This is a genomic window from Schinkia azotoformans LMG 9581 (assembly GCF_000307855.1).
GTDB classification, from domain to species: Bacteria; Bacillota; Bacilli; order Bacillales; family Bacillaceae_J; genus Schinkia; species Schinkia azotoformans.
On the sequence record NZ_AJLR01000034.1, the window covers coordinates 17,511 to 40,737 of the forward strand.

Consider the following 23,227-nt stretch of genomic DNA (forward strand, 5'->3'; position numbering starts at 1 on the left):
CAAAGTAACCTTATTATACTCTAGGATTTTCCAATAGAAGTGAAAAGAGGATTTTTATGTTTTTCAAAAATGATAATTCAGAAAAGGTATTCAATCAGATTAATGAAAAACTATCCCCATCAATTGATATTGTAAAAAAGGATGTAGAATCAAAAGGAAAAAAGCTCTCTATTCTATATTACAAAAGCTTAGTTGATGAAATGAATATTCAAACTATAGTCATCAAGCCCTTTTTTGAAATAGAGCAATTAAGTGAATTTTCAAACCATCTTCAATCAAATCCAAAAACGAAGAACTTTCAGGATGAAGCTGATGCCTTGCAGGAATTATTATCAGGTCGTATTTTATTACTCCTGGAACATTTTTTGTTTCTAATTGATTTTAAAAAAGATGTTGATGATACGCTGTCGGAATCATCTGTCGAAACGACGATACAAGGGCCTCATCTGGCATTAAGCAGCAATCTGGCAATAAATATTACGCTAATTCGGGAACGATACCCGCAAACATCTTTAAAAGTAAAAAATACAGTTGTAGGGTCCGTTTCAAGAACAAAAGTTGCAATACTTTATGATGAGCAAACAGTAAATAAGGATGTATTAATAAAGGCCCAAAAAATGCTTAATGAATTAAATGTAGATCTATTTCAATCAGGAGAGCAATTAAATGATCTGATAACAAGACGAAACCGGTCTTTATTTCCCACTATAATGATGACTGAAAGACCAGATCGAGTTGTCTATAATATAGCTCAAGGGAAGATCGTACTAATCGTATCTGGTTCACCTTTTGCGATTATTATTCCAACGGTTTTTTATGACTTTATGACATCAATGGCGGAAGTGTATCAGCCCTTTTGGACTAGTCGATTTTTACTTTCACTACGGTATATTGGATTACTATTTACGATCACATTGCCGGCATTTTATGTTGCGGTTACATCTTATAGCCCGGAACTTTTTCGAGTACAGCTCGCATTATCAATCGCTGGGAGCAGGGCAAACGTACCCTATCCTTCCTATTTAGAAGTATTATTTATGTTATTGATGATGGAATTATTAACCGAGGCTAGTATTCGCTTACCAAAAACAATCGGCCAAACCGCTACTACCGTAGGTGGTTTAATTTTAGGTCAAGCTGCCACTGACGCAAGTCTTGTTAGTAACATCATGATTATTATAGTCTCTGCCGTTGCTATTTCTAATTTTGTCATTCCTATTAGTACGTTGAGTTTTTCCTTTAGATTGACGAAATACATTCTATTGTTCATTGCAATCTTTTTTGGACTGGTGGGGATCGTAATCGGTATATTTGTATTAATTGCTTATCTAGTTAATCTTGATAGCTTTGGTCAACCTTATCTAAAACTATTTTTGGCAAAGCCTTCCGAGTCAAAGAAAATGTTTAAGACTTGAAGGGAGTTCTCATTTAATTGAACCGTTACTTTTTTTACACAGTATTGTTAAACATGTTAATTAATGTCATCATTTTTGTTCCTGAAATTTTATTGGATCAGCGTTTTGAAGGAGCTGTTATGTCCATCCTCTTGGCCATTCCAATTGGGATGACTTTAACGGTTTTATTTGTTAATTGCATTTCAAATTTCCCGCAACAAGGGCTTCCGGAAATATTAGATATTCTAAAAACAAAGTGGATTAAAAAGCTCATTCTATTTTTATTTAGCTTGATTTGGTTTTCTGCTGGAGCTATTACGCTTATAGCCAGTATTAATATTACACAAGTATTCATGAACCCAGAAGCCCTAACTTTCCCATTATATTTGATTTTTGTTGCGGCAATCTCATTCGCGATTCAACTAAAATCTGATAAAGTCCTATTTCTATTGGAAATAATATTGATCTTAAATCTTCCACTCCTTGCTTTTGTTTTTTTTAAGACAATGGGAAGCGAGTATTTCAGTTGGGATGCGATGTTAGAGGTAAGTACATATATTAATGAGGCACCCACCTGGAGTGCTGTAGCATCAGCCACTTATATTTTTTCTGGGTACTTAAACCTTGTAATTTTTAATCGATTATTTCCAGAAAAAATTACTAAAAAATGGTTTGTAGTAATATTTGTTTTCAGTATTATTAATTTACTAACAACCTTTTTTATTCCCATTGCTTTTCATGGTGCTGATGGTGTTAGTGACTATACTTATCCATGGATTACTACAGCTGATTCTTTACGAATTGATTATGGTCCGATCGAAAGAGTTATTTTTTTATTTTTAATGTTATATCTTTCCCTTTCTTTATTAAGTGTTACCATTCATTGGCATGTTGCTTTATACCTTGCTAAAGGTGCTTTTCCAGCGAAAACAGAAAAGAAAACAAAGTGGATTACATGGGGCATCATTGCCTTATTAGTCATTGCAGGCGGGTATTTAGTGAATATTTTAGAGAGTAGATTACTTAACACCTTTACAAGGTACTGGATGAATGTCCGGATATTATTTGAAATTGGAGTTCTAATTTTATTGTTTTTTTTAAGTAGGTGGAAACGGAAATGAGGCGTTACTTTAAAGGTTTGTTGCTTTTATCATTACTCGTTTTTCTTGTTTTAATCAGTAGTGGATGTGGCTTTAAAGATATTGATAAACGTTTTTTTGTTGTAGGGATCGGAATTGACTCAATTAAAAACGAAGAAGAACAATATTTAGTGAGCCTTAAACTTGCAATCCCTGCTTCCGATTTAAGCACGGGCAAAAACGAATTTATCATTGTTTCGGAGAAAGCTAAAACAATAACCGAGGCTGTTAGAATGATTAAATCAAAAGTAGATAAAGAGCTGGAATTCAGCCATGCAAAGATTATTATTTATGGTGAGGAGTTAATTAAGAATGACATGCCAGGACACCTAGTTTATTGGTTTATTCGCAGAAGAGATATTCAACAAATTGCTTATATGAGCATTGGGAAGCCAACAGCTTTGGACGTTTTGAAGGTGAAACCGAAGTCGGAACGGCTGCCATCCAATGCAATGTTCCTGGCATTTGGCAAAACTGGAACGGAAACACCCTATACCATTACCGCACCACTTTTTGAATTTCAACGAAGGATAATAGAAAGAGGACAAGATCCCTATTTACCAATTATTGAAGCCGATAAGGACCTTCTGGAAATTAACAAGTTAGGTATTATGGATAAACGAAAATTAATACATACCCTGTCACCGGATGAAACGGAACTATTTAACTTACTTACTGGTAATGTCCCCAAATTCGAGCTCAAGGTCTCAAAAGATGACCTCTATTTTTTAATATTCGGTAAAAAAGTGAATTCGAAATATATAATACATACACCTACTGGAAATAAACCGTATATCACAGTTCAAATAGACATCAATGGTACCATGGAAGAAGCGCTATTTAATATTTCTATGAAGGATATTCCTAAATACGAAAAAGCGGCTAAGGAAGATTTAGAAAATAGGATCAAGGACTTTTTGGTATCCCTTCAAAAAGCAAATCTTGACCCTATCGGCTTTGGACTTCGATATCGCTCAAGACATTTTAATAACAAAACAGAATGGGAAATGTGGCAGTCGATTTACCCTGAAATCGAGTTTAGAGTAAAAGCGAACGTAAAGATAGAAGGTGTGGGCATCATTGAGTAAATATTTCACCTGACAGCAAGGGTATGAAATCCAGATCCAGTTGATTTCATACCCTTTTTCTTTTGGTTGTATGGCTAGATGCGATGCTGCATATAAATACTTGGCTTTGTAATTGCTTGTAATTTTTCATATTGCTCTAATGTGATTTGATTTTTTATTGTTTCTTGCACATTTTCTCTGAGCTGCTCGATACTACTTGCACCTGGAATAATTGTCGCAACTGTTTCATTAAACAATGGGTACCGTAATGCAATATTATTAACCGTTTGCGGTGGAATCAACAGGTCTTGTATTTCCCCGTTAATAGCTACAATTTCATCATAAGAATAATCAAGATACCCTTTTTCGAAAACTTGTGCAGTGGTCTTGTCCTTTATTTTTTCTGTTAATAACCCTTTAGCTAATGGGCCACGGGCAATAATGCTAACTTGCTTTTCTTTAAGGAGTGGAAAAAGTTCTTCAGGTCTGCGGTCAAGTAAGCTATACTGCATCATTACACTGACAATATTTGATTTTTTTACAAATTCATTTATAACATTCGGCCGAATCGATGAAATTCCATAGTGACGGATAAGACCTTCTTTTTTTAAATCCTCAAAAGCCGCTATCGTTTCATCAATCGGATCCTCGATTGTACCCCCATGTAGTTGATACAAATCGACATAATCCGTCTGAAGCCGGCGCAAGCTTTCTTTTACCTCAGCTTTTATGTAATTAGCCGATGGATCCCAAATCCAACTGTCTTTATTCTCGTTCCAGCGATTACCAACCTTCGTAGCAACAATGACCTCACCACGACGACCTTTAATCGCTTTACCAACAATTTCTTCGTTAATTCCGAAATCATAAAGATCCGCCGTATCAAGGAAATTCACACCTGTATGTAACGCCTCATGAATAATTCGAATACCTTTTTCTACATCTGTACCAAGAGACATGCAGCCAAGACCAATTTCGCTTATATATAGGTCTGAAGTTCCTAATTGGTTTTTCTTCATTATTGGACCCCCTGCTTCTATTAGATTTTTGAAACTATTAATTGGAAGTTTGTTACATCTCTATTTTATCGTATGGCCAGCCGATTGTCTTATTTTTTTAAAAGTAATTATCATTTTTATTTATTCATACTTTTGGTTACAATAGAAATTGAAATGCCTATGCAAATATTTACTTAGGAGTGAAATAATGGCCTTAAATGTTTATATGATTTTCAATGGAGAATGTCGACAAGCAGTAGAATTTTATGGACAGGTTTTTGGTTCTGAAGCAAGAATCATGTCATTCGGAGATGCACCCCCTAATCCTGAGTTTCCTATGCCTGAGGAAGCAAAAAACCTTGTTATGCATGCTGAACTTATGATATCAGGTTCAAGAGTTATGTTCTCGGATTCTTTCCCTGGGCGTCCTTATGTAAAAGGGAACAACATTGAGCTAGCCATAGTTAGCACGGATATGGATGAGGTCAAATCAATCTTCAATCAGCTAAAAGAAGGCGGCAAAGTAGAAATGGAGTTGCAGGAAACATTCTGGAGCAAATGCTACGGCAAGCTAACAGATAAATTTGGTGTTGAATGGCAAGTCAGCCATGACGATGGCTCTGCCCATCAGGGAGAATAGTAAAATAAAAAAGGATAAGGAGCTTTCATTTAAAAAGTTCTTTATCCTTTATTTTTTACTTCAAGCCACGATTTACAACCTGGATACCGCCTGACGCTGAAATCACACTCCCGGTAATAAAATCCGAGTTATCTTCACATAAAAAGCAGATAATCCGTCCGATATCCTCCCCGGTACCGGAACGTCCGACAGGTGTATGATTATCTTTAATTAATCTAGCTGTTTCAATATCTGCTTCCTTCATTTCTCCAATAATATCACCAGGACAAACCATATTGGCTGTAATCCCGTATTCAGCCTCTTCAAAGGCGATTGTTTTAGTTAATGATACAAGCCCAGCCTTGGCTGCAGCGAATGCAGACCGATAAATCCAGCCAGGTGTGTGCTCTGCATCTTGGAAACCATAGGTTATAATTCTGCCAAACTTCTGTTTTCTCATAATCGGAATGGTTAGCTTCAAAAAATGAAAGACCGCATTTAAATTGCCATTAATGATCTCATACCATTCTTTTTCATCATAATCAACGAGCTTTTTCCGTTCAAAAATATAGGGACCTGCATTGTTGACCAGATAATCAATTCTGCCAAAGCGTTTCATAGCTTGTTCAATTATATTCGCAATGTCCTCTTTCTTGGTCACATCACCCTGAACGAATTGTAGCTTTTCTTGATAAGGCTCCCATTCGGTCATTAATTGAGACACCCGAGTAACATCGCTTCGATAATTGATCGTAACGGAGCAACCCATTTCCAGAAATTGTTCCGTAACCTTTTTCCCAAGCCCTTTCGACCCTGCCGTTATTACTGCATGCCTCAATAAATTCACCTGCCTATTTTTTCGAATCGTGTCAATTCATCTTACTTCCATTGAAATATTACCTGTTTAATAATGATAAAAACTCAATACGTGCATCAGACTGATTAGCAAACATCCCTCTCACAGCTGTCGTTGTTGTCGATGAATTAGATTTTTTAATTCCCCTGCCACACATACACATATGTTTTGCTTCTACTACAACCATCACACCTTGAGGATGTAGCACTTCTTCAATCGCATCTGCAATTTGATTCGTTAGTCTTTCCTGTACTTGAAACCGTCTAGCATACCCTTCTACCATACGGCCAATTTTCGATAATCCTGTTATTTTTTCACTTGGCACATAACCCACATGGGCAACTCCAAAAAACGGCGCAAAATGATGCTCACACATTGAATAAAATTCAATATCCCGTACAAGGACTAATTCCTGATGATCCACTGCAAAAATCTTCTCTAAATGCTCTTTCGGATCTTCTCGATAGCCTTCTGTGTACTCTAGAAAAGCTTTTAGGACACGAACCGGCGTCTCATGAAGCCCATCTCGAGTAGGATCGTCTCCGCATAATTTTATTAATTCCTTCAATGAGTTCATTACATTTTGCGCTTGAGCGAGCTTTATTTCTTGATCAGGATCGTTTTTAAATATTTCAAGTACCTTTTCAGATATTAAATTACTTTCCGCAATAGACATAAATTTACTCTCCTCTGCCATTTCAATAAAACAAAGATGTTATTTAAAGTGAATTTTTAATAAACAATATAATATAAAAAATAGCCTATTACCTTTAATTAAGTCAATTAATTTGATTCGCTAATTGTTATCAAGATAAAAAATAGGTTCATAGCCGCAGTTAATTTCATAGGTTTTTTATACTATCAATTTATATATAACGGTATTCTGGAGAATGAACCTCTCCCATAAACAAAATAATTCCTGACTCGTTATCCAGAATGACAAAAAAGAACGGGTGATTGACATTCATTATTTTCATCACGGGGCTCGCTGTCTCTTCTATTTCCACAGATGTTGCAGCAGCAGCTTCCGTTCCTTTTTCATTAACTTCAATATAGCTTTTATGAAGAATTTCATCGATGCAAACCCCACCATTTTCTACCATTCGGCTAAAATCAGCGTTACCAGAAAAAGCCGATGGCATTCCCAAATTGATCAGTGAATCATTCAGATTAGTAGAGTAATCCATTTTAAATTTTGGAAGGGTGATAGATACCTCCTGTTTATTAAACTGATTTATCCGGTTGACCCATTGATCATATGTTAGCCGTTGGTAAAAATCATCCAAAGAGGCCCCTTCTTTGGGCAGTATCACAATCATGCTTAATTCATTATCTTTATAAGGGAGATCTATTACTTGTACTAGCTCATCTTCAAAATATTTAAATTCATTCGTTTGCCTCATAAATGGTAGCTTTTGGGGCTGGTCTGTTGATACATAAAATGTATCTTCAAACGTTTGTTTTTCGTCAAATGAATGATCCCATTCTCCATAAAAATAAATAGCATTGATCAAATAGGCTACAGTATTAGATTCAATATTTTCTATCATTTTTTCAATCTTGCCGTTTGTTTTCTGTTTAACCCATTGATTTATTTCATCAGTTGTCTTCGGATCTGAAAAATCCATTTCAGAGACCTTCGCCAAATAATAATCCTCTGTTTTCTTTACAAAATCCTCTAAAAAAGGAGAGCCTTCTTTTAACCATAAAGAATTGGCAATATTCAATGTCGCTTCGTAATTCCGTTCGTATGTCCGACTTAAGAAAGATGCATAAGCACGGTTAATATCTGACGGTTCATAATCACTCACTTGTAATACCTTAGCCAACTCCTTTTGAGTATCGCTTGCTGCACCATTAAAGGTCATTGATAAAGCAGAATGAATGCTAAATGGGGAGAAAAATGTATTTTGCTCCTCTTTATTTTTGATTAGCTCGTCTAGTAATTTAAAGGCGAAACGGTTATTTGCTTCCGTAATCATTTTATAATCATCTTTCCCAAATTTTGCTGAACCAAAGTCTGGTGAACTAGATGAACCGCAGCCTGTAAGAAAAAGAATAAGGGATAGTATTAAATAAAAGCCTTTCATTGAATGGTCGTCCTCCTTTGTATCAATGTATCTCTTAAATTGATTTACAAATTAGACGATAAGATTTGAGAAAGGTTCCATGATTTTTATGTATAGTTTCATAATAGTTGGTCATTGTCCGTAATCAAATCGACATTGACCTCTGTTTGGTGAGGATAAACGCAAATTATCTACCACCAAATCACTGCTCAATTGTTGCGCCAATTTTATCCAATAAATCAACCTTTTAATCGCTCTATAAAATCAGTTAATTTATCAAGTGAGGTCAGATTTTCATTACACTTTTGACTATCACTGCAAATATAATTTCCACGTTTTGTGAACGTCCCTTGCTCCTTCCCTTTTATTTCAGCTAGAAACATGCCTACTTCCCCTAGACCATTGCAAAGTGAGCAAATTCCTTTTTGATTTGCTTGTGTAAAAGAACCATAAATCCCGCTCAACTTATTATCATGGCTTGATACAATATATTTTTTACTAGTACTGTTACCAAACCAACTTAAATATACAATATCCCTTAAATCCATCTTATCTAAAGGTGGAACCGATAATTTTTTGACCTTCGGGAACAATTTTCGAACTGCCTGTTCCGATACGTTAAAAGGTATAACATATTGTTTTAATTGTGCTAAAAATTTTTCAGCCATTTCTTTATCATGAATCTCAACGACAGGCTGAATTAATTGTTTTTGTTCATCATTCATATTTATAAACATCGCTAAAATATTTTCTAATACCATATCCTCTATAGCTTTTATTACATCCGGATCTTTTGCAGTTGAATGTCCGTTGACTAGTTTTCTTGCCTGCACCCTTATGAAATTGTACTGATCTGTACGAATAAATGGTTTCATTTTCATCACTCCAAATACTAAATTACTTTACTATTATAGTGAAAATTCACTCTTACTAAAATGTAAAAGATGATTTAGAATTGTTGTTTACATAAGGAAAAGCACTGACATCCCATAAGAAAATGTCAGTGCTTTGTTTGATTTCACCCATTATTTAGTTGAATAAACGATTTTTTTAATAGATTCCGTAGAAAGAAAATATTCATCTGCCAATTCAGCAATTGACATTCCGTTTCTAAAGTCATGCTTAATGCGGTCATTTCTTTCAGCAATCAATTGACGCGCACCGGAACGTGTCCCCCACTTCTGGTGGCTACCTTCAGGTTTCGGAATATAGATCGTTTCACCTTGAACATACTTTTGAATTTCTTTTATTAATTCTTGCGGTAATACCGCAGTTGCTTTTACATAATTCATTCCGCCAGCTCCCTTATTTAATCTAAATAAAATAAGGTGCAAAGCCTTGATCAGAAATGGTCGTAAAAGCCCATCAGGCGATATTCATTAAACTCTACTCATGCAAAGTATCGCCTTTCCGATACCAGGCTTTGCATGAGGAGCTGCACTCAATGGCAATTTCAAACTTATTGCCATATGATCACCTCCTAAAATTACATAAAAATTCCTATTTAATGATAAATTATCAAATCCGCGATTCAAATGCAATCAAGAAAAAGCTCTTTATTTCAACTTCAACTTAGCCAAAGCATCTGCTAAAGCTGTATTAATTGGTTCTTCCTGCTTATTTTGCTTTTTCATGTAATTAGCGACATCTTTTTTCGATACTTTTGAATTCTGATTTTGCTTTCTTCTTTCATTGAATGTAGAAAGCTTTTCACGGTGACCGCAGCTGCATACAAATATTTGACCTTCACCTTGTCCACGCAGCTCCAGTCTTTTATGACAGTTAGGGCATCTCGCATTCGTTACTTTACTGATATTTTTGCGGTGCCCGCATTCACGATCCTGACAGACGAGCATCTTCCCTTTTTTGCCGTTCACTTCAAGCATAAGCTTGCCGCATTCAGGACATTTTGTTCCCGTCATATTATCGTGTTTAAATTTTTCCTTACTATTTTTTATTTCGTGTACAACAGATTTGGCGTAGTTTTTCATGTCATTGATAAATACATTTTTCGAAAGCTTCCCTTTTGCAATCAATTCGAGCTTTTGCTCCCATTCGGCGGTCAAGGCCGGCGATTTTAATTCCTCTGGGACTAGCTCAAGCAGTTGTTTTCCTTTTGATGTGATAAATATTTCCTTGCCTTTTTTCTCGATTAAAAACGTATTAAACAGTTTTTCAATAATATCAGCTCTCGTAGCAACGGTTCCAAGTCCACCCGTTTCACCAATTGTTCTAATTAAATCCTTACTCTCACCCGCCATATATTTTGCCGGATTTTCCATTGCTGACAGCAATGATGCTTCGTTGAAGCGTGTAGGCGGTTTTGTTTCACCTTTTGTTTGGATAACCCCAGAAATAGTCAATGCATCACCATTTGCAACAGACGGAAGAAGCTGATCCTTCACCTCATTAACACCATCTTCTTCATCATCAAAACGATTTTCATAAACTTCCTTCCAGCCCGACGAGAGAACCCTCTTCCCCTTTGCAACAAATGTTTCACCTGCGATGTCGGCTTTAATCGTAGTTTGCTCATATTCAAAAGCTGGATAAAGAACAGCTAAAAAGCGTTTTACAACTAAATTATAAATTTTCCGTTCTTTATCTGTGAATTTATTCAAAAATACGGTTTCCTCTGTTGGAATAATCGCATGATGATCCGATACTTTGCTGTCATTGACAAAGGAGCTATTTCCTTTAATCGGCTTTTGCAAAAGTTTATGCGCCAATTGTTTATAAGGACCAACTCCACAAGCTTTAACTCTCTCCTTTAAAGTGTCGACGATATCGGATGACAAATACCGTGAATCTGTTCTTGGGTAGGTTAAAACCTTGTGCTGTTCATAGAGTTTTTGCATGATTTGCAGTGTTTCTTTTGCAGAATATCCAAATGCTTTGTTAGCATCCCGCTGCAGCTCTGTTAGATCATAGAGCTGTGGAGCAAAGCTTTTTTTCGCTTTCTTATCCACATCAATAATCTTTGCTTGCTTATTTTTGACTTTTGATAATATTTCATCTGCCTTTTCTTTTGCAAATGTTTTTGTATCATTACTTATACGTTCATGCCAAGTCAGAACAATCTTCTCATTTGTCTGGGCTTGAATGCCATAATACGGTTTCGCTTTAAACTGACGTATCTCTTCTTCCCTTTTGGCAATGATGGCAAGTGTTGGCGTTTGGACCCGTCCGCATGATAATTGTGCATTGAATTTACATGTTAATGCCCTTGTGGCATTTAATCCCACATACCAATCTGCTTCAGATCTGGCAACGGCTGAATGATATAGAGGATCAAATTCCTTGCCATTCTTTAGCCTTTGAAAGCCTTCCTTTATTGCTTTATCGGTAACCGAAGAAATCCATAATCGTTTCGTTGGCTTGTTCACCCTTGCTTTATCAAGAATCCACTGCGCGACAAGCTGGCCTTCACGACCGGCATCAGTTGCAATTACTATATCCCCAACATCAGAACGAAGTAATTGGCTCTTAACAGCATGGAACTGCTTACTTGTCTGTTTTATTACAACAAGCTTCAAATCCTTTGGAACCATCGGTAAATCTTCTAACTTCCACGTCTTATACTTATCATCATAGCTTTCAGGATCTGCTAATGTAACCAAATGCCCCAATGCCCATGTCACAATATATTGATCACCTTCTAAAAAACCATTTCCTTTTTTCTGACAGTTTAGCACTCGTGCAATATCACGGGCTACAGATGGTTTTTCAGCTAAAACTACAGTTTTTTTCATCGTAACATCCTTCCACTTTTTCATGTCCTTTCAATTGTACCATTTACAGCCTATTTTTTATAAAATAAACGCTCTTCCTATGTCGGTCTGTATTGCTGTACATATTATGGATTATCTAATAAAAGAGGGGGTGTAATAAATGAGTGGCGTTGGATGTGGATATGGAGCAGGATTTGCTTTAATCGTTGTCCTGTTTATCCTTTTAATTATTGTTGGTGCTTCTTGGATGGGAGGCGGATTTTATTAATTAATTAGAAAAACACGACTTGCCGCCAATAATGGTGGCAAGTCCCACGAGGGGATGACCTAAAGGCCCTCGATATCCTTTCTATACTATCTACAAATTAATCTAAATTCTGATAGTACATTGAAAGGAGCCTATTTCAAAACGGATAGGTTCCTTTCCTTTATTGGTCTTTCCTTGATTTTTTTGCTGAAACAATTTCTTTGATCCATTCCGGAGGGTCGTCCTGATCCATTTGATTATACATATCTAACACATCCGAATCATCCAACCTTGATAAAATATCTCTAATATCATTATGGTCACCCATTATAGAACCAAACCCTTGATTTTGTTTTTTGTGGCTCGAAAAGTTACTCGGAAAATTATTTCCCATATTAAGGCAAGATGCCCCCTCGATGGAACCAATTTTAATCGATCCGATAACGAAGTTGGGTGATAAATACCCAGCCATCATGGATCCCTCCCCATACCGCATTCAGCATTTAACTAACTGTGTAATTTACTGGAGTGCCATTTACCTTCACGATGATATTGCTAATATCAGTTTGTTCTGGAACTTTTTTCTCCTGTTCTTCCTCGGTTTGCTCTTTTTTTGTTTGCTTCTTTTCTGGCTCGTTTTTCGGTTTTTGTTCAACCTTTGGTCCAAAATTATTCCCCATATTTAAAGCCCCGCTTAATTCCTTTATATCCAAGCTTTCTAGACTAAATGTCAGTTCCTTTAATATCGGATCATGTATATCCAAGTTTTGTATCGTAATATGATAAACTGTTGGTTGACTGGGCATCTCCTGCAGCCTTTTTTCAATTGCACCTATTTTTTCTACAATATCTTGGAGAATGTTGCTTTTTTCCCCATTCATTAACATCATTCCTTTTTCGGAAAAAGTTACATGTCCTTGTTAATTGTTGGTGGTATGATTGCTTTCTAAAAAACGAACTGGTATTTCATGCTGAGGATCATTTTGCTCATCGCTGTAAACAGGAATCACAATCTTTAACAAACCATTTATATAGGAAGCTGCTAATTTCTCTATCATACAATCCTCTGGAAGCCTTATTTTTCGTTTAAATGGACCAGTAAACCTTTCATCCTTAATCAATTCTTGACCATCCACGATATAAGGCCTTTTAATTTCTCCTGCAATAACAAGCAACCGCCCTTGCATACGAATGGAGAGGTCTTCCTCTGATTGGATTCCGGGCAATTCTCCAACAATGGTCATCTCTTTTTCCGTTCGAATGATATCAATTCGCGGATTTACTAATGGGAGAAAATCATTAATTACATCCCAAAACTCTTCGCCTAAAAATTCACTGGCTTCACCTAGGGAACTCATTATCTTCTTTTTGTTCAAATCAATCCCTCCCAACCCTATCTTAAATATATATATTCAAATATGGACAATTTAAAACCTTCAAAGGTCCTTAAAATAACACAAAAGAAAACCACTTCATCTCACTGAAGAAATGGAAGTGGCGATCATTTTAGTACTATTTTCGGTAAAATCTGCAAGTAAACAAGGATTGGAGTTTCATATATTGATAGAGCATACGTGCATGTCTTGCTTCTTCTGTCCTTAGGTTGATTTGCCTCTCGAGTCGTCGCATAAATTCACGGTCACACTCACATGGATTTCTATCCCTGCGATAACATAGATCGTGCGCCCTACACGCTGCATCAACAGCATTTATTGGAGCACCAGGACCACTGCATCCGGGACCACACCAGTTATAACCCGGAAAAATACAAAACCTTAAGCCACTTTTTCTTTTTTGCAGCAAAAAAACACCCCCTCCTTCCTACCTATTAAATGCTATATAAATACGATATTCATTGCGGTAAAAGCTTGTCTAAACCACTGCCTATGAATCCGATATTTCTAATGTGGAAAGTTTTAGAAATTTGTCGAAAACAGGGCAAAACTATAATACAAAAGGGAAATAGTTTAGTGTAAAATAGAGTTGGTAAAAAAAGCTAAGAAGGTGAGTACATGCAGCTGTTTTCATGGATCGTAGTTTCATTCCTACTGCTCTTATTAGGGGCATGCCAAGAACCTGCTAATCCCGCCCAAACAGTAGCAAGAGAAAATAACGATAATTTAACTACAATAAAAGTAATTGCTGAATCACCAGGGGCTGTTGTGTTTTTTAAAATGAACGAAAAAGAAATTGCTGAGAAATTTGGTGTTCGATTAGAATACAATTATCCGGAAAGGCTCACAGATAACTTGGAGAATTTTTTGTTTGCAACGAAAGAAGACTATGATATTTACTCCATATTCCCGGTAAAACTTCCTCTTTATGTTGAAAGGGATATGCTGCTGCCATTAGAAGAATATATCACGGATGAATTCGCAGACGATTTAATGCCCTTTTATCAAAAACTATATATGGAGTATGGCGATCATACCTACGGAATGGCTTATGATGGGGATGCCCATCTATTGTTTTATCGAAAGGATATTTTTGATAAATACAATGCGGAATATAAACAAAAATACGGAGTTGATTTAGCACCACCGAAAACTTGGGAAGAGTATGATAAAATTGCGCAATTTTTAACGAGGGATGAAGACGGCGACGGGAAAATTGACTTCTATGGTACGGCTATATTAAATGGCGGTGGAATGGGCTACATTTGGTTTGCTGAACGCTTCTTATCTATGGGTGGGTCCTACTTTGACAGCAATATGAAGCCGGCCATTAATAGTGAAATTGGCGTCAAAGCTCTGCAGGATCTTGTTACTTTACAAAATAGTCATGCAGTTCCCGAAGGGTCTATGTACGACTGGGTCGATTTAAATAATGCCTTTCTCCAAGGTCATCTTGCTATGACGATTCAGTGGAGTGATACGGCAAGGTTCTCCTATGATAGTAAAACTTGGAATTCCAAAGTAGCAGATTTAGTTGATTGGACGCTTGTTCCAAGCGGAGGTCCAAATGCGCCTGCAGGTGGTTCCTGGATTGGCAGAGTGTTAGCGATCTCAAATAATAGTAAAGTACCAGATAAAGCTTGGCAGGTAATCAAATACTTGACGTCTAAGGATGTCAGTATTTATTCAATTAATTCCTATGAAACTATTAATGATCCCTATCGATACAGTCATTTTTCAATTAATGAAAAAGGTCCATTCCCAAGTGTTGATGTAAGTAGGCATTTCTTTTCAACCCTGGAGGAGAGCTTAATCAATACGAATGCCGAATTGATGATTCCAGGTAGCTGGGACTATATGCAAAGCATTGATCGGAATATGCGCCTAGCATTAATAAACAAACTTACTCCGGAAGAAGCATTACAACAAACAGCAGATGAATGGGAACAGATTACTGAGAAATACGGAAGAGAGACACAAAAGGAATACTATCAAAAATGGTTGGCTAGTATTGAAGAAGTAAAAGAAATAACGAAAATACAGAAAAAATAGGCTGACTTCAAAAAAGTCAGCCTTTTCCATCGGATTTTGTAACTTCAAACACATCAAGGAAAAACACAAACACTGGAATACCAATAATTAATCCCCAAACACCAAAGAAATGCTCTGAGAAAATTAACACAATAAACGTATAAAAAATTGGTAAATCAGTCTTGGAACTCATAAGCTTTGGATTTAATATATAGGCTTCAATTCCATGAATAATGGCAATCATAATTAAAACATAGACAACTTTGATTAGCCCTCCAATTGTGTAGGCAATCATACACAACGGTACCAAGGAAATGATGACACCGGCAACCGGTATTAAGCCAAGGAAGAAAATCATGATGGCCAACCCGAATAATTGTGGGAAACCCATGAAGGACAGGGCTATAATCGATAGCATACAGTTGACAACAGCAATAATAAACTGTGCTTCCAATACCTTTCCAAAAGTGCGAATAAACTTTCCTCCGAAAAACTCAATTTCATTATAAAATGGGGCAAGCTTACTGTATTTCATTTTTTTCGTAAAAGTAACTAAACGCGGTTTCTCTAATAAATAAAACAAACTTAACAGTAAAGCTAGGAAAATCTGAAGTGCTAAATGGCTAATTCCTGAAAAAGACCTCATTGCAAATGCAAGACCTTGCTCAAAATACTGAGAAATTTCATTTTTACCTAAGAAGCTAAAGATATAATTTAATATGATGTTATCCTGTGGCTGCTGGTAGAAGGTCTTTACCTGCCTTATTAGTGCGGTAATTTCATACGTAATAATCGGCAAATATTTTACAATACCCCAGGTTAATAAACCAACAATCGCTGTATAACTGACTAAAACTATCAATTTCCAATTAATCGGAACCTTGCTTGAAACAATGGTCACAAGACGGTCCATCAAAAATGAAAATATAAACGTCAGCAATATGAAGTTAATCATACTTTTCATGCTGAATAAAATAAGGACAATAAGCGCAAAAATAAATATCCTTTTTAAACTTTTGTTTTGAAACCATTTTGTGAGTTCATCCATTGACCTTTCCCCTTTGTATAAGAAGCTCATTGTAATATCAATGTTGTAATATCAATATAATATAATTCTATATTATAATTAATTGCTGCATATTGAAAGCCATTATAATTGTAAAAATGATGATTTTAAAAGAAAAACACCTATCATTGATAGATGTTTGACATAAATGCATATATTACAGTGTTTATTGTTGTTTTTGAATAGTTACCTTAGCCCCATCTTTTAGCAGTGATTGTCCTTTTACAACAACTACATCATTCTCATTGATTCCGTCTAAGATTACAATTTGTTCACTTGTTTCTTCTCCAGTTTGTACCTCTACTTTTGTTGCTTTATCATTTTCAATTTTATAGACATAAGTCTTGCCTTCTTCTTCAAAAATTGCTTCTCTTGAAAGAATAAGACTTTCCTTTAGTTGGCCATCAATACCTTGGAAAACAACATTTACGACCATGTCTGATTTCCATTGTTCGTTCGCATTTGGAATTTCAATTTCAAACGGATAAGCCTTCAATTGTTGATCCATAACAGGACTTAAGGCTGTAACTTTCGCATCAATTGTTTTATCCACTGCCGGAACTTCAACTTTAACTACCGCCCCAACTTTGATCGATGTTACATCGCTTTCTGAAAGGCTGCCCTTAACAACGATAGGATTTATATTAACAATTGTAACTACACCTTGTGAAGGTCCAGCCATTTGACCAGAAGCCCCGTTAACACTTGAGATAATACCACTAATTGGTGCTTTAACCGTTGCATTAGCCAGTTGATAACGAGCATTTTCTAAATTTACCTTTGCTTGCTCAACAGATGCACTAGCAACCTGTATAGCCGATTTTTGTTCCGCATAATGTACAGATTTTTGTGCATTTTCTTGTGAGATTTTTGCGTTATTAAGAGCGATCTCCGCGTTTTTGAATGCTATTTCTTTTTGTTCTAATTCTACAGAAGCAACAGCACCTGCATCATAAAGCTGTTTAGTACGTTCTAAATTAAGCTTTGCATCATCATATGCTTGTTGGGCTTGTGTAATTCCAGAATCTGACTGAACAAGACCACTTTTAGCTTGGTCAAGGCCTTGGCTTGAACTAACTTCCGCTTGTTTTAAGTTTGCTTGTGCCACCTTAAGGGCTGCTTCAGATTGCTTAACTGTATTTTGTAGGTCCTCAGGATCTAAAGTGAACAGAACATCACCTTTATTGACCTTTTGACCTAATTTAACATTGATTGTTTTAATTTTTCCGTTCACTTTAGGGGCAATAGCAGCCGTTTCTTTAGGTTCAAATTTACCTGCAATACCAGCTTGGGCATCCAATACACCTTTTTTCACAGTTTCTACTTGAACAGGTACTGCCCCTGCTTCCTCTTTATTAGTTGTTGCTGGCTGTTTAGGAGCACAACCAGCAACTGTTAAAATTAAAAGTAATGAAAATAGTAGTAACTTTATTTTTTTATGCATCATATATTCTCTCCCTCTATTCTTGAGCCTGTACGGATTGTGCGACAGCCTTTATTTTCTTAGCTCGTTTTTCAGCTTTTCTACGTTTTCTCTTAGCGCCAATATCATCAAACCAACAGTAAACGACTGGGATTAGAACAAGTGTGATTAACGTTGAAAAGCTTAATCCAAATGCAACTACAATTGCCATCGGTGCCTGTGTTTCGTTACCAGATCCACCGCCAAATGCTAAAGGAAGAATTGCTAAAATCGTTGCAAGTGTTGTCATTAAGATTGGACGAAGACGAATTGGTCCTGCTTTTAACACCGCTTCATCACGATCCATACCATCTTTTCTTAGATGAATCACATAATCTATTAAAACAATGGCATTATTAACAACAATACCTATTAATAAAATGTAACCAATAAGTGCCATTATACTCATTGACTGAGCGGTAACCAACAGTCCTATTACAACACCAATAAAAGTTGGTGGAATAGAGAACATGATAACAAACGGCGTAAACAATGATTCAAATTGTCCAGCCATTACCATGTACACTAAAACGATTGCGAGTAACATAGCCAATCCTAATTGGGCGAAAGACTCCATCATTTCTTGACTTTGTCCACCGTAATCAACAGAATAGCCATCAGGGAGATTTATGTTGCTGATGCGATCTTGAACCGCTTTGGAAGCTGTTGCTATGTCACTTCCCATAACATCCCCGGTGATTTGAACCTCTCTCGTTTGGTTTGTACGAGTAATCGTTTGAGGTACGTCCACTTTCTTAATATCCGCAACTGAAGAAAGTGCAATGGTTCCACCTTGTGGAGTTGTAATCCTGATTTTATCTAAATAAGTTTTATCTTCTTTTAAGTAAGAAGGCATTACAAGCTTAACATCAATTTCATCATCACCTGTGCGGAATTGTGTAACTTTTTGTCCAGCAAAGGAAATACGAACAGCTGAAAGAACCTGATTGGTTGTTAAACCATATTGGCTTGCACGTTTCTGGTCAATAACAATTTGAAATTCTTTCTTCGTTGCATCTAAAGAAGTTTTCACGTTATACGTACCATCAACCTGCTCAATTTCACCCGCGATAATGTCAGCAATATCACGTAAGACATGTAAATCATCACCACGTAAATTTATCTGAATTGCAGAGCCGCCCATTCCAGAAGATGAAGATACCTCTGAGACAGTGATCTTGGCATCCGGCAAGAAATCAAGCTGTTTACGAACTTCATTGGCAATCTCTTCAGTAGAACGATCTCGCTTATCTAAATCTACTAATTTCAAGTTAACGTTAGCAATATTAGAAGATGATGAAGCAAAGACTGCTCCGCCCCCACCATTAGAGCCAATTGAAGTATAGATATGCTCTAATTCAGGTACTTTTTTTACTACTTCCTCTATCTGTGTTACTGTTTTTTCTGTTTCTTCTAAAATCGTTCCAGTCGGCATCTCAACAGATATGCTAACTTGGCCTTCATCTGTTTTTGGTATAAATTCCATACCAACCAACGGGAACAGTGCAATTGATCCTACAAGAATTGCGATTGTCGCAAGTAGAACTGTTTTACGCTTACCAAGTGCCCATTTAAGGAAACGTCCATACACTTTCGCTACTTTCTCAAAACCAATATTAAACCACATCACTGGGTTAAATCCTTTGTACGTTCCTGCTGTATAAATTTCCTCATTAGGAACTTCATTTAACCAGCGTGAACTTAGCATTGGAACAAGCATAAGGGATACTACTAATGCTGCTATATGGGAAAAAATAACGGTTAAAGCTAAAGGTCCAAATATTTCAGCGGCAATACCTTCAACGAAAACAATCGGTAAAAATACAACAATCTGAGCTAAAGCAGATGCCATTACAGCATTACCAACCTGCTTCGAACCTTCAAGGGCTGCTTCAAGCATTCCCATCCCTTCTTGCCTTTTTCGGAAAATATTTTCCATGATTACGACCGCAAAGTCGACCAGTGATCCCAGACCTAGTAATAAACCACTTAGAGAGATCAAGTTAATCGTCTCTCCAGAAAAATACATGAGAGAGAAGGTTGCAATAACTGAAATTGGAATTACAATAGACACAACTAATGTGGAACGTGCACTATTTAGGAAGAAATATAAAATAAATACAGCAAAAATTAATCCTAATAAAGCATGCTCAGCAACTGTTTTAATTGAATCTTTAATATAAACAGATGTATCCATAATCATCGAAAGCTCGACACCCTTAGGTAATTGTGCTTTGATGCTTTCTAACTCTTTATGAACCGCATCAGCAACCTCAACGGTATTACCGCCGGTCGCCTTTGTAATCGTTAGACCGAGACTAGGCTCACCGTTATAATAACTAAGCTGCGTAATGTCTTCAACAGTGTCCTCAACCTTAGCAATATTCTTTAAAGCAATACTGCCGCCAGCAATTGAAATCGGTGTTTCACCAATTTCCTTTATGTTGCTGTACTCCCCTTGAACCCTAATTTGGAGCTTTTCATCGCCTTCTCGAACCTCACCAGCCGAACCGGAAAGATTAGTTGCACTTAGAGCCCCACGAATTTGATCGAAGGTGATTCCATACATTTCAAGTTTATTAGGGTCAGCTGTAATTTTAATCACACGGTCACGACCGCCATTAATACCAACAGATGCTACACCATCAATACGTTCAAGGTTTGTTTTGATAAGATTATCAGCAATTGATTTTAATTCTCCGACATTCTCATGTCCAGAAAGAGCAAGTGTCATAACTGGTTCACTGTTAGGGTCGAACTTAAGAATTTTCGGAGAGCCTGCAGAATCAGGCAGCATTCCTTCTATAATACCAACTTTATCCCGCATATCTAATGTTGCTTGGTCAATATCTGTTCCCCAATTAAACATGATCACTACTAAAGAAGAGCCGGAAACAGAACTAGACTGTATCGTATCAACATTAGCAATAGAAGCTAATGATTCTTCTATCGGTTTTGTTACCAGCTTTTCTACTTCCTCCGGTGTTCCACCATCAACAGTTGTGGCAACAACAGCAACAGGAAGATTCATTTCTGGCATTAAATCAACAGCCATTTTTGGAAATGAAATAAATCCAAAGATAAGCATGGCGATAATAACCATCAAAACCGTTACAGGTCTTTTGATGGATAAATGAGATAAATTCATGAGGTTCACCCTTTTCTACAAGTATAATCTATGAAACTTTTAAATCTTTTAAATGACCGTTTGGTCATGACAATCTATTTTAACCATTTTTTAAGAAATCCACAAGGTCTGAATGCTCAAGGAAATACTCACCACTGTTCCTTAAAGCTTTTACTAAATTATCCATACGGTTGATAATATATTTTGTTAGTTTAATAGTATCAAATTGTTTTTTATCCAAAATGATATATTCCAAATATTCCCGTAAAATGCCATTCATCATCGTTGCTAAATCTAATACAAATGGTTCTATCTCCTTTCCATATACAGCACGGAAACAATTAGACAACCACTGAATCCGATAGGATCGAATCGAAAATAAGAAATCATTAATCTCTTCATTAACAGGTACAGCATACTCCCGGATATGCATTTCAATAAAATCGCGATGTTTCACACATTCATCTAACTGATAATGAATTTGCCTCCAAAAAACTTCTTTAGGTGTTAAAGATGGATCGTTAGCAATCTTTTCTACCTCTGCCATGATCATACCTGAATAATATTTCAGAACTGAAAGCATAACATCATCTTTCGATTCAAAATAATTATAAAGAGTTCCCTTCGCAATTCCGCAGGCATCAGCTATTTCCTGAATTGATGTAGAATGATAGCCTTTTGCTGCAAAGAGCTTTATCGCATTTTCGATAATCGTTGTTTTTTTATCGATCATTTGTACCATCCTTAAATCACATTTTATTTAAGTTTATCCGTTAATGACCGATTGGTCAATCTTTCAGTATTCAATTTTATATAACAAAAAATAGAAGGATTACCTCTCTTTTGAGATATCCCTTCTATCGCATAGTCACAATATTAATTTTGAAATCTTTTCGTTTTTTTCTAGCCTTTGAATGTATTCATATGTTTCTGGAGCTTTCAACTGTACTTCTATATTTGTATCTTCATTTAGATAATACATCGCAAAGACCTCTGCAAAGTATTCTTCAGGATAAGAATTAAAATATGGATCATCCGGAAATATAACCGGAACCTCTTCCTTCCAAATTTCTAAAAATTCATCATTATTACGAAGTCCTTTATAGACGGTACGCTCAACTGAATGAGCTATTTCATGTAATTCAAGGTTAATGGATCCATGCCCGTTTCCCGGTTCGCTGGCCCCAATTTTTGCAGCAGCAATATAAGTTCCACCTGCACCTGGCACTTGATCCCATGTTTTATGGCTGCTCCAGCCTCTTGGTGATATTCCCTTTAAATCAGCGAAATACGGTTCATCCGTTAACTTTCCTGAGAACAACTTAATTTTAACATTATTTACAACTAAATCGTGTAAAATCGTTGGATGAATATGTCCCAGACGTGAAACCATACCTGCCACTTCTTGATGGTTATAGTCATTTTCTAGAGGAACCATAACCAACTGTTCCAACAAATCCTTAACTTTCTCGTCTTCCATATCAATATTCAATTGATGATGATTCTCCGCTTCCTCTAAAGTTAAGCCTGTAATATCACCTTTAGCTAATGTCAATGCCGGCAAAAAACAAAGTAAAAATAAACAGGTACCAAATAGCCTTCTCATGTAGTTATGTATCCCTCACATTTTCAGAACTAATTAAATAATCTAAATATTCTTAACTTAGTATACTACAATGTATAAAAAATATAAAAGAAAAATGATCAAAAAGTTGTCAAATTTGCAAAACAAGTTAAGAATTTATTAAAGACATAAAATTTAAATAAAAAAAATTCACAGACTAACTTTCTAGTCTGTGAATTCGTTTACAATTTTCAATTAGTTTTGCAAAAAATTTTCACTTAAGCCATTGTTGCCCCACGTTGATCAAGTTCTTGGATTAATTTTCTGTACTCAACAAATGAAAGTTTCCCTTGAATATAACCCCTTTTTAAAAAATCTAGTAAATCATTAGCACTTGCTGGTTTATGTTCCTTTTCTTCCACGAATTTTTGAATCAAACCCTCTAATGTCAAGCGCATCTCCC

At 36.2% G+C, this 23,227-nt stretch carries 23 protein-coding genes; 6 read left to right on the top strand and 17 right to left on the bottom strand.

Annotated features, from left to right (window positions below; all coding sequences use genetic code 11):
• Window positions 1–56 precede the first annotated feature (56 nt).
• From BAZO_RS02300 to BAZO_RS02310, 3 genes are read left to right on the top strand one after another with little or no spacing between them, the layout of a single operon-like run.
• Window positions 57–1,415 carry a spore germination protein gene (locus tag BAZO_RS02300; RefSeq protein ID WP_003329624.1) on the top strand — a complete coding sequence of 453 codons (1,359 nt, stop codon included), beginning with the start codon at window positions 57–59 and terminating at the stop codon, window positions 1,413–1,415.
• A 17-nt stretch (window positions 1,416–1,432) separates the two neighbouring features.
• Window positions 1,433–2,515 carry a GerAB/ArcD/ProY family transporter gene (locus tag BAZO_RS02305; RefSeq protein ID WP_003329625.1) on the top strand — a complete coding sequence of 361 codons (1,083 nt, stop codon included), beginning with the start codon at window positions 1,433–1,435 and terminating at the stop codon, window positions 2,513–2,515.
• Window positions 2,512–3,621, top strand: a complete 1,110-nt coding sequence (locus tag BAZO_RS02310; protein ID WP_003329626.1) for a Ger(x)C family spore germination protein — start codon at window positions 2,512–2,514, stop codon at window positions 3,619–3,621. Before BAZO_RS02305 ends, BAZO_RS02310 begins: the two co-directional genes overlap by 4 nt.
• Before the next feature lie 74 nt (window positions 3,622–3,695).
• On the opposite strand, the gene BAZO_RS02315 is transcribed toward BAZO_RS02310, so the two are convergent.
• The gene (locus BAZO_RS02315; RefSeq protein ID WP_003329627.1) at window positions 3,696–4,619 is read right to left on the bottom strand and encodes an aldo/keto reductase; all 924 of its coding nucleotides are present in this window, start codon (window positions 4,617–4,619) and stop codon (window positions 3,696–3,698) included.
• Between the two features lie 187 nt (window positions 4,620–4,806).
• Between BAZO_RS02315 and BAZO_RS02320 the strand changes: the two genes are divergently transcribed.
• Window positions 4,807–5,238, top strand: a complete 432-nt coding sequence (locus BAZO_RS02320; protein WP_003329629.1) for a VOC family protein — start codon at window positions 4,807–4,809, stop codon at window positions 5,236–5,238.
• 55 nt (window positions 5,239–5,293) lie between these two features.
• Here BAZO_RS02320 and BAZO_RS02325 read toward each other — a convergent pair whose 3' ends face one another.
• The 6 genes from BAZO_RS02325 to BAZO_RS02350 all read right to left on the bottom strand — a co-directional run bounded on the left by BAZO_RS02325 (window position 5,294) and on the right by BAZO_RS02350 (window position 11,894).
• Window positions 5,294–6,055: an SDR family oxidoreductase gene (locus BAZO_RS02325; protein WP_003329630.1), complete on the bottom strand. Its 762-nt coding sequence runs from the start codon at window positions 6,053–6,055 to the stop codon at window positions 5,294–5,296.
• Between the two features lie 58 nt (window positions 6,056–6,113).
• Window positions 6,114–6,749, bottom strand: a complete 636-nt coding sequence (folE, locus tag BAZO_RS02330; protein WP_003329631.1) for a GTP cyclohydrolase I FolE — start codon at window positions 6,747–6,749, stop codon at window positions 6,114–6,116.
• A gap of 190 nt (window positions 6,750–6,939) precedes the next feature.
• Window positions 6,940–8,163: a serpin family protein gene (locus tag BAZO_RS02335; protein ID WP_003329632.1), complete on the bottom strand. Its 1,224-nt coding sequence runs from the start codon at window positions 8,161–8,163 to the stop codon at window positions 6,940–6,942.
• Between the two features lie 218 nt (window positions 8,164–8,381).
• On the bottom strand, window positions 8,382–9,017 hold the full coding sequence (locus BAZO_RS02340; RefSeq protein ID WP_003329633.1) for a FusB/FusC family EF-G-binding protein: 636 nt from the start codon (window positions 9,015–9,017) through the stop codon (window positions 8,382–8,384).
• Between the two features lie 150 nt (window positions 9,018–9,167).
• Entirely contained in the window at window positions 9,168–9,434 is a 267-nt protein-coding gene (locus tag BAZO_RS02345; protein WP_003329634.1) for a CD3324 family protein, read from the bottom strand.
• A 264-nt stretch (window positions 9,435–9,698) separates the two neighbouring features.
• Window positions 9,699–11,894, bottom strand: a complete 2,196-nt coding sequence (locus tag BAZO_RS02350; RefSeq protein ID WP_003329635.1) for a DNA topoisomerase III — start codon at window positions 11,892–11,894, stop codon at window positions 9,699–9,701.
• A 139-nt stretch (window positions 11,895–12,033) separates the two neighbouring features.
• On the opposite strand from BAZO_RS02350, the gene BAZO_RS21495 reads away from it, so the two are divergent.
• Window positions 12,034–12,141 carry a YjcZ family sporulation protein gene (locus BAZO_RS21495; RefSeq protein ID WP_081585626.1) on the top strand — a complete coding sequence of 36 codons (108 nt, stop codon included), beginning with the start codon at window positions 12,034–12,036 and terminating at the stop codon, window positions 12,139–12,141.
• 160 nt (window positions 12,142–12,301) lie between these two features.
• Here the strand turns inward: BAZO_RS21495 and BAZO_RS02355 are convergent, their stop codons facing one another.
• From BAZO_RS02355 to BAZO_RS02370, 4 genes are all read right to left on the bottom strand, one after another.
• The gene (locus BAZO_RS02355) at window positions 12,302–12,592 is read right to left on the bottom strand and encodes a hypothetical protein (RefSeq protein ID WP_039956918.1); all 291 of its coding nucleotides are present in this window, start codon (window positions 12,590–12,592) and stop codon (window positions 12,302–12,304) included.
• Between the two features lie 31 nt (window positions 12,593–12,623).
• A complete protein-coding gene (locus BAZO_RS02360; protein ID WP_051015742.1) occupies window positions 12,624–13,001 on the bottom strand; it encodes a hypothetical protein in 378 nt (125 codons plus the stop codon).
• Window positions 13,002–13,040: 39 nt separating this feature from the next.
• Window positions 13,041–13,496 (bottom strand): Hsp20/alpha crystallin family protein, encoded by a 456-nt coding sequence (locus BAZO_RS02365; protein ID WP_003329637.1) that lies wholly within the window; start codon window positions 13,494–13,496, stop codon window positions 13,041–13,043.
• Between the two features lie 136 nt (window positions 13,497–13,632).
• Window positions 13,633–13,923, bottom strand: a complete 291-nt coding sequence (locus BAZO_RS02370; protein ID WP_003329638.1) for a phospholipase A2 family enzyme — start codon at window positions 13,921–13,923, stop codon at window positions 13,633–13,635.
• A 209-nt stretch (window positions 13,924–14,132) separates the two neighbouring features.
• Between BAZO_RS02370 and BAZO_RS02375 the strand changes: the two genes are divergently transcribed.
• Window positions 14,133–15,566 carry an ABC transporter substrate-binding protein gene (locus tag BAZO_RS02375; protein ID WP_003329639.1) on the top strand — a complete coding sequence of 478 codons (1,434 nt, stop codon included), beginning with the start codon at window positions 14,133–14,135 and terminating at the stop codon, window positions 15,564–15,566.
• Between the two features lie 16 nt (window positions 15,567–15,582).
• On the opposite strand, the gene BAZO_RS02380 is transcribed toward BAZO_RS02375, so the two are convergent.
• From BAZO_RS02380 to yppF, 6 genes are all read right to left on the bottom strand, one after another.
• Window positions 15,583–16,593 (bottom strand): AI-2E family transporter, encoded by a 1,011-nt coding sequence (locus BAZO_RS02380; RefSeq protein WP_003329640.1) that lies wholly within the window; start codon window positions 16,591–16,593, stop codon window positions 15,583–15,585.
• Between the two features lie 184 nt (window positions 16,594–16,777).
• The gene (locus BAZO_RS02385; protein ID WP_003329641.1) at window positions 16,778–18,055 is read right to left on the bottom strand and encodes an efflux RND transporter periplasmic adaptor subunit; all 1,278 of its coding nucleotides are present in this window, start codon (window positions 18,053–18,055) and stop codon (window positions 16,778–16,780) included.
• 16 nt (window positions 18,056–18,071) lie between these two features.
• On the bottom strand, window positions 18,072–21,221 hold the full coding sequence (locus tag BAZO_RS02390) for an efflux RND transporter permease subunit (protein ID WP_003329642.1): 3,150 nt from the start codon (window positions 21,219–21,221) through the stop codon (window positions 18,072–18,074).
• A 79-nt stretch (window positions 21,222–21,300) separates the two neighbouring features.
• Entirely contained in the window at window positions 21,301–21,933 is a 633-nt protein-coding gene (locus BAZO_RS02395; RefSeq protein WP_003329643.1) for a TetR/AcrR family transcriptional regulator, read from the bottom strand.
• A 135-nt stretch (window positions 21,934–22,068) separates the two neighbouring features.
• Window positions 22,069–22,806, bottom strand: a complete 738-nt coding sequence (locus BAZO_RS02400; RefSeq protein WP_003329644.1) for an anthrax toxin lethal factor-related metalloendopeptidase — start codon at window positions 22,804–22,806, stop codon at window positions 22,069–22,071.
• A 236-nt stretch (window positions 22,807–23,042) separates the two neighbouring features.
• On the bottom strand, window positions 23,043–23,216 hold the full coding sequence (gene yppF, locus BAZO_RS21500; protein WP_003329645.1) for a YppF family protein: 174 nt from the start codon (window positions 23,214–23,216) through the stop codon (window positions 23,043–23,045).
• Between the last annotated feature and the right edge of the window lie 11 nt (window positions 23,217–23,227).

Coding starts and splice junctions, on each gene's coding strand:
- BAZO_RS02300 (WP_003329624.1), top strand. CDS start 57: ATGTTTTTCAAAAATGATAATTCAGAAAAGGTATTCAATCAGATTAAT.
- BAZO_RS02310 (WP_003329626.1), top strand. CDS start 2,512: ATGAGGCGTTACTTTAAAGGTTTGTTGCTTTTATCATTACTCGTTTTT.
- BAZO_RS02315 (WP_003329627.1), bottom strand. CDS start 4,619: ATGAAGAAAAACCAATTAGGAACTTCAGACCTATATATAAGCGAAATT.
- BAZO_RS02320 (WP_003329629.1), top strand. CDS start 4,807: ATGGCCTTAAATGTTTATATGATTTTCAATGGAGAATGTCGACAAGCA.
- folE (WP_003329631.1), bottom strand. CDS start 6,749: ATGTCTATTGCGGAAAGTAATTTAATATCTGAAAAGGTACTTGAAATA.
- BAZO_RS02335 (WP_003329632.1), bottom strand. CDS start 8,163: ATGAAAGGCTTTTATTTAATACTATCCCTTATTCTTTTTCTTACAGGC.
- BAZO_RS02340 (WP_003329633.1), bottom strand. CDS start 9,017: ATGAAACCATTTATTCGTACAGATCAGTACAATTTCATAAGGGTGCAG.
- BAZO_RS02345 (WP_003329634.1), bottom strand. CDS start 9,434: ATGAATTATGTAAAAGCAACTGCGGTATTACCGCAAGAATTAATAAAA.
- BAZO_RS02350 (WP_003329635.1), bottom strand. CDS start 11,894: ATGAAAAAAACTGTAGTTTTAGCTGAAAAACCATCTGTAGCCCGTGAT.
- BAZO_RS21495 (WP_081585626.1), top strand. CDS start 12,034: ATGAGTGGCGTTGGATGTGGATATGGAGCAGGATTTGCTTTAATCGTT.
- BAZO_RS02355 (WP_039956918.1), bottom strand. CDS start 12,592: ATGGCTGGGTATTTATCACCCAACTTCGTTATCGGATCGATTAAAATT.
- BAZO_RS02360 (WP_051015742.1), bottom strand. CDS start 13,001: ATGAATGGGGAAAAAAGCAACATTCTCCAAGATATTGTAGAAAAAATA.
- BAZO_RS02375 (WP_003329639.1), top strand. CDS start 14,133: ATGCAGCTGTTTTCATGGATCGTAGTTTCATTCCTACTGCTCTTATTA.
- BAZO_RS02380 (WP_003329640.1), bottom strand. CDS start 16,593: ATGGATGAACTCACAAAATGGTTTCAAAACAAAAGTTTAAAAAGGATA.
- BAZO_RS02385 (WP_003329641.1), bottom strand. CDS start 18,055: ATGCATAAAAAAATAAAGTTACTACTATTTTCATTACTTTTAATTTTA.
- BAZO_RS02390 (WP_003329642.1), bottom strand. CDS start 21,221: ATGAATTTATCTCATTTATCCATCAAAAGACCTGTAACGGTTTTGATG.
- BAZO_RS02395 (WP_003329643.1), bottom strand. CDS start 21,933: ATGATCGATAAAAAAACAACGATTATCGAAAATGCGATAAAGCTCTTT.
- BAZO_RS02400 (WP_003329644.1), bottom strand. CDS start 22,806: ATGAGAAGGCTATTTGGTACCTGTTTATTTTTACTTTGTTTTTTGCCG.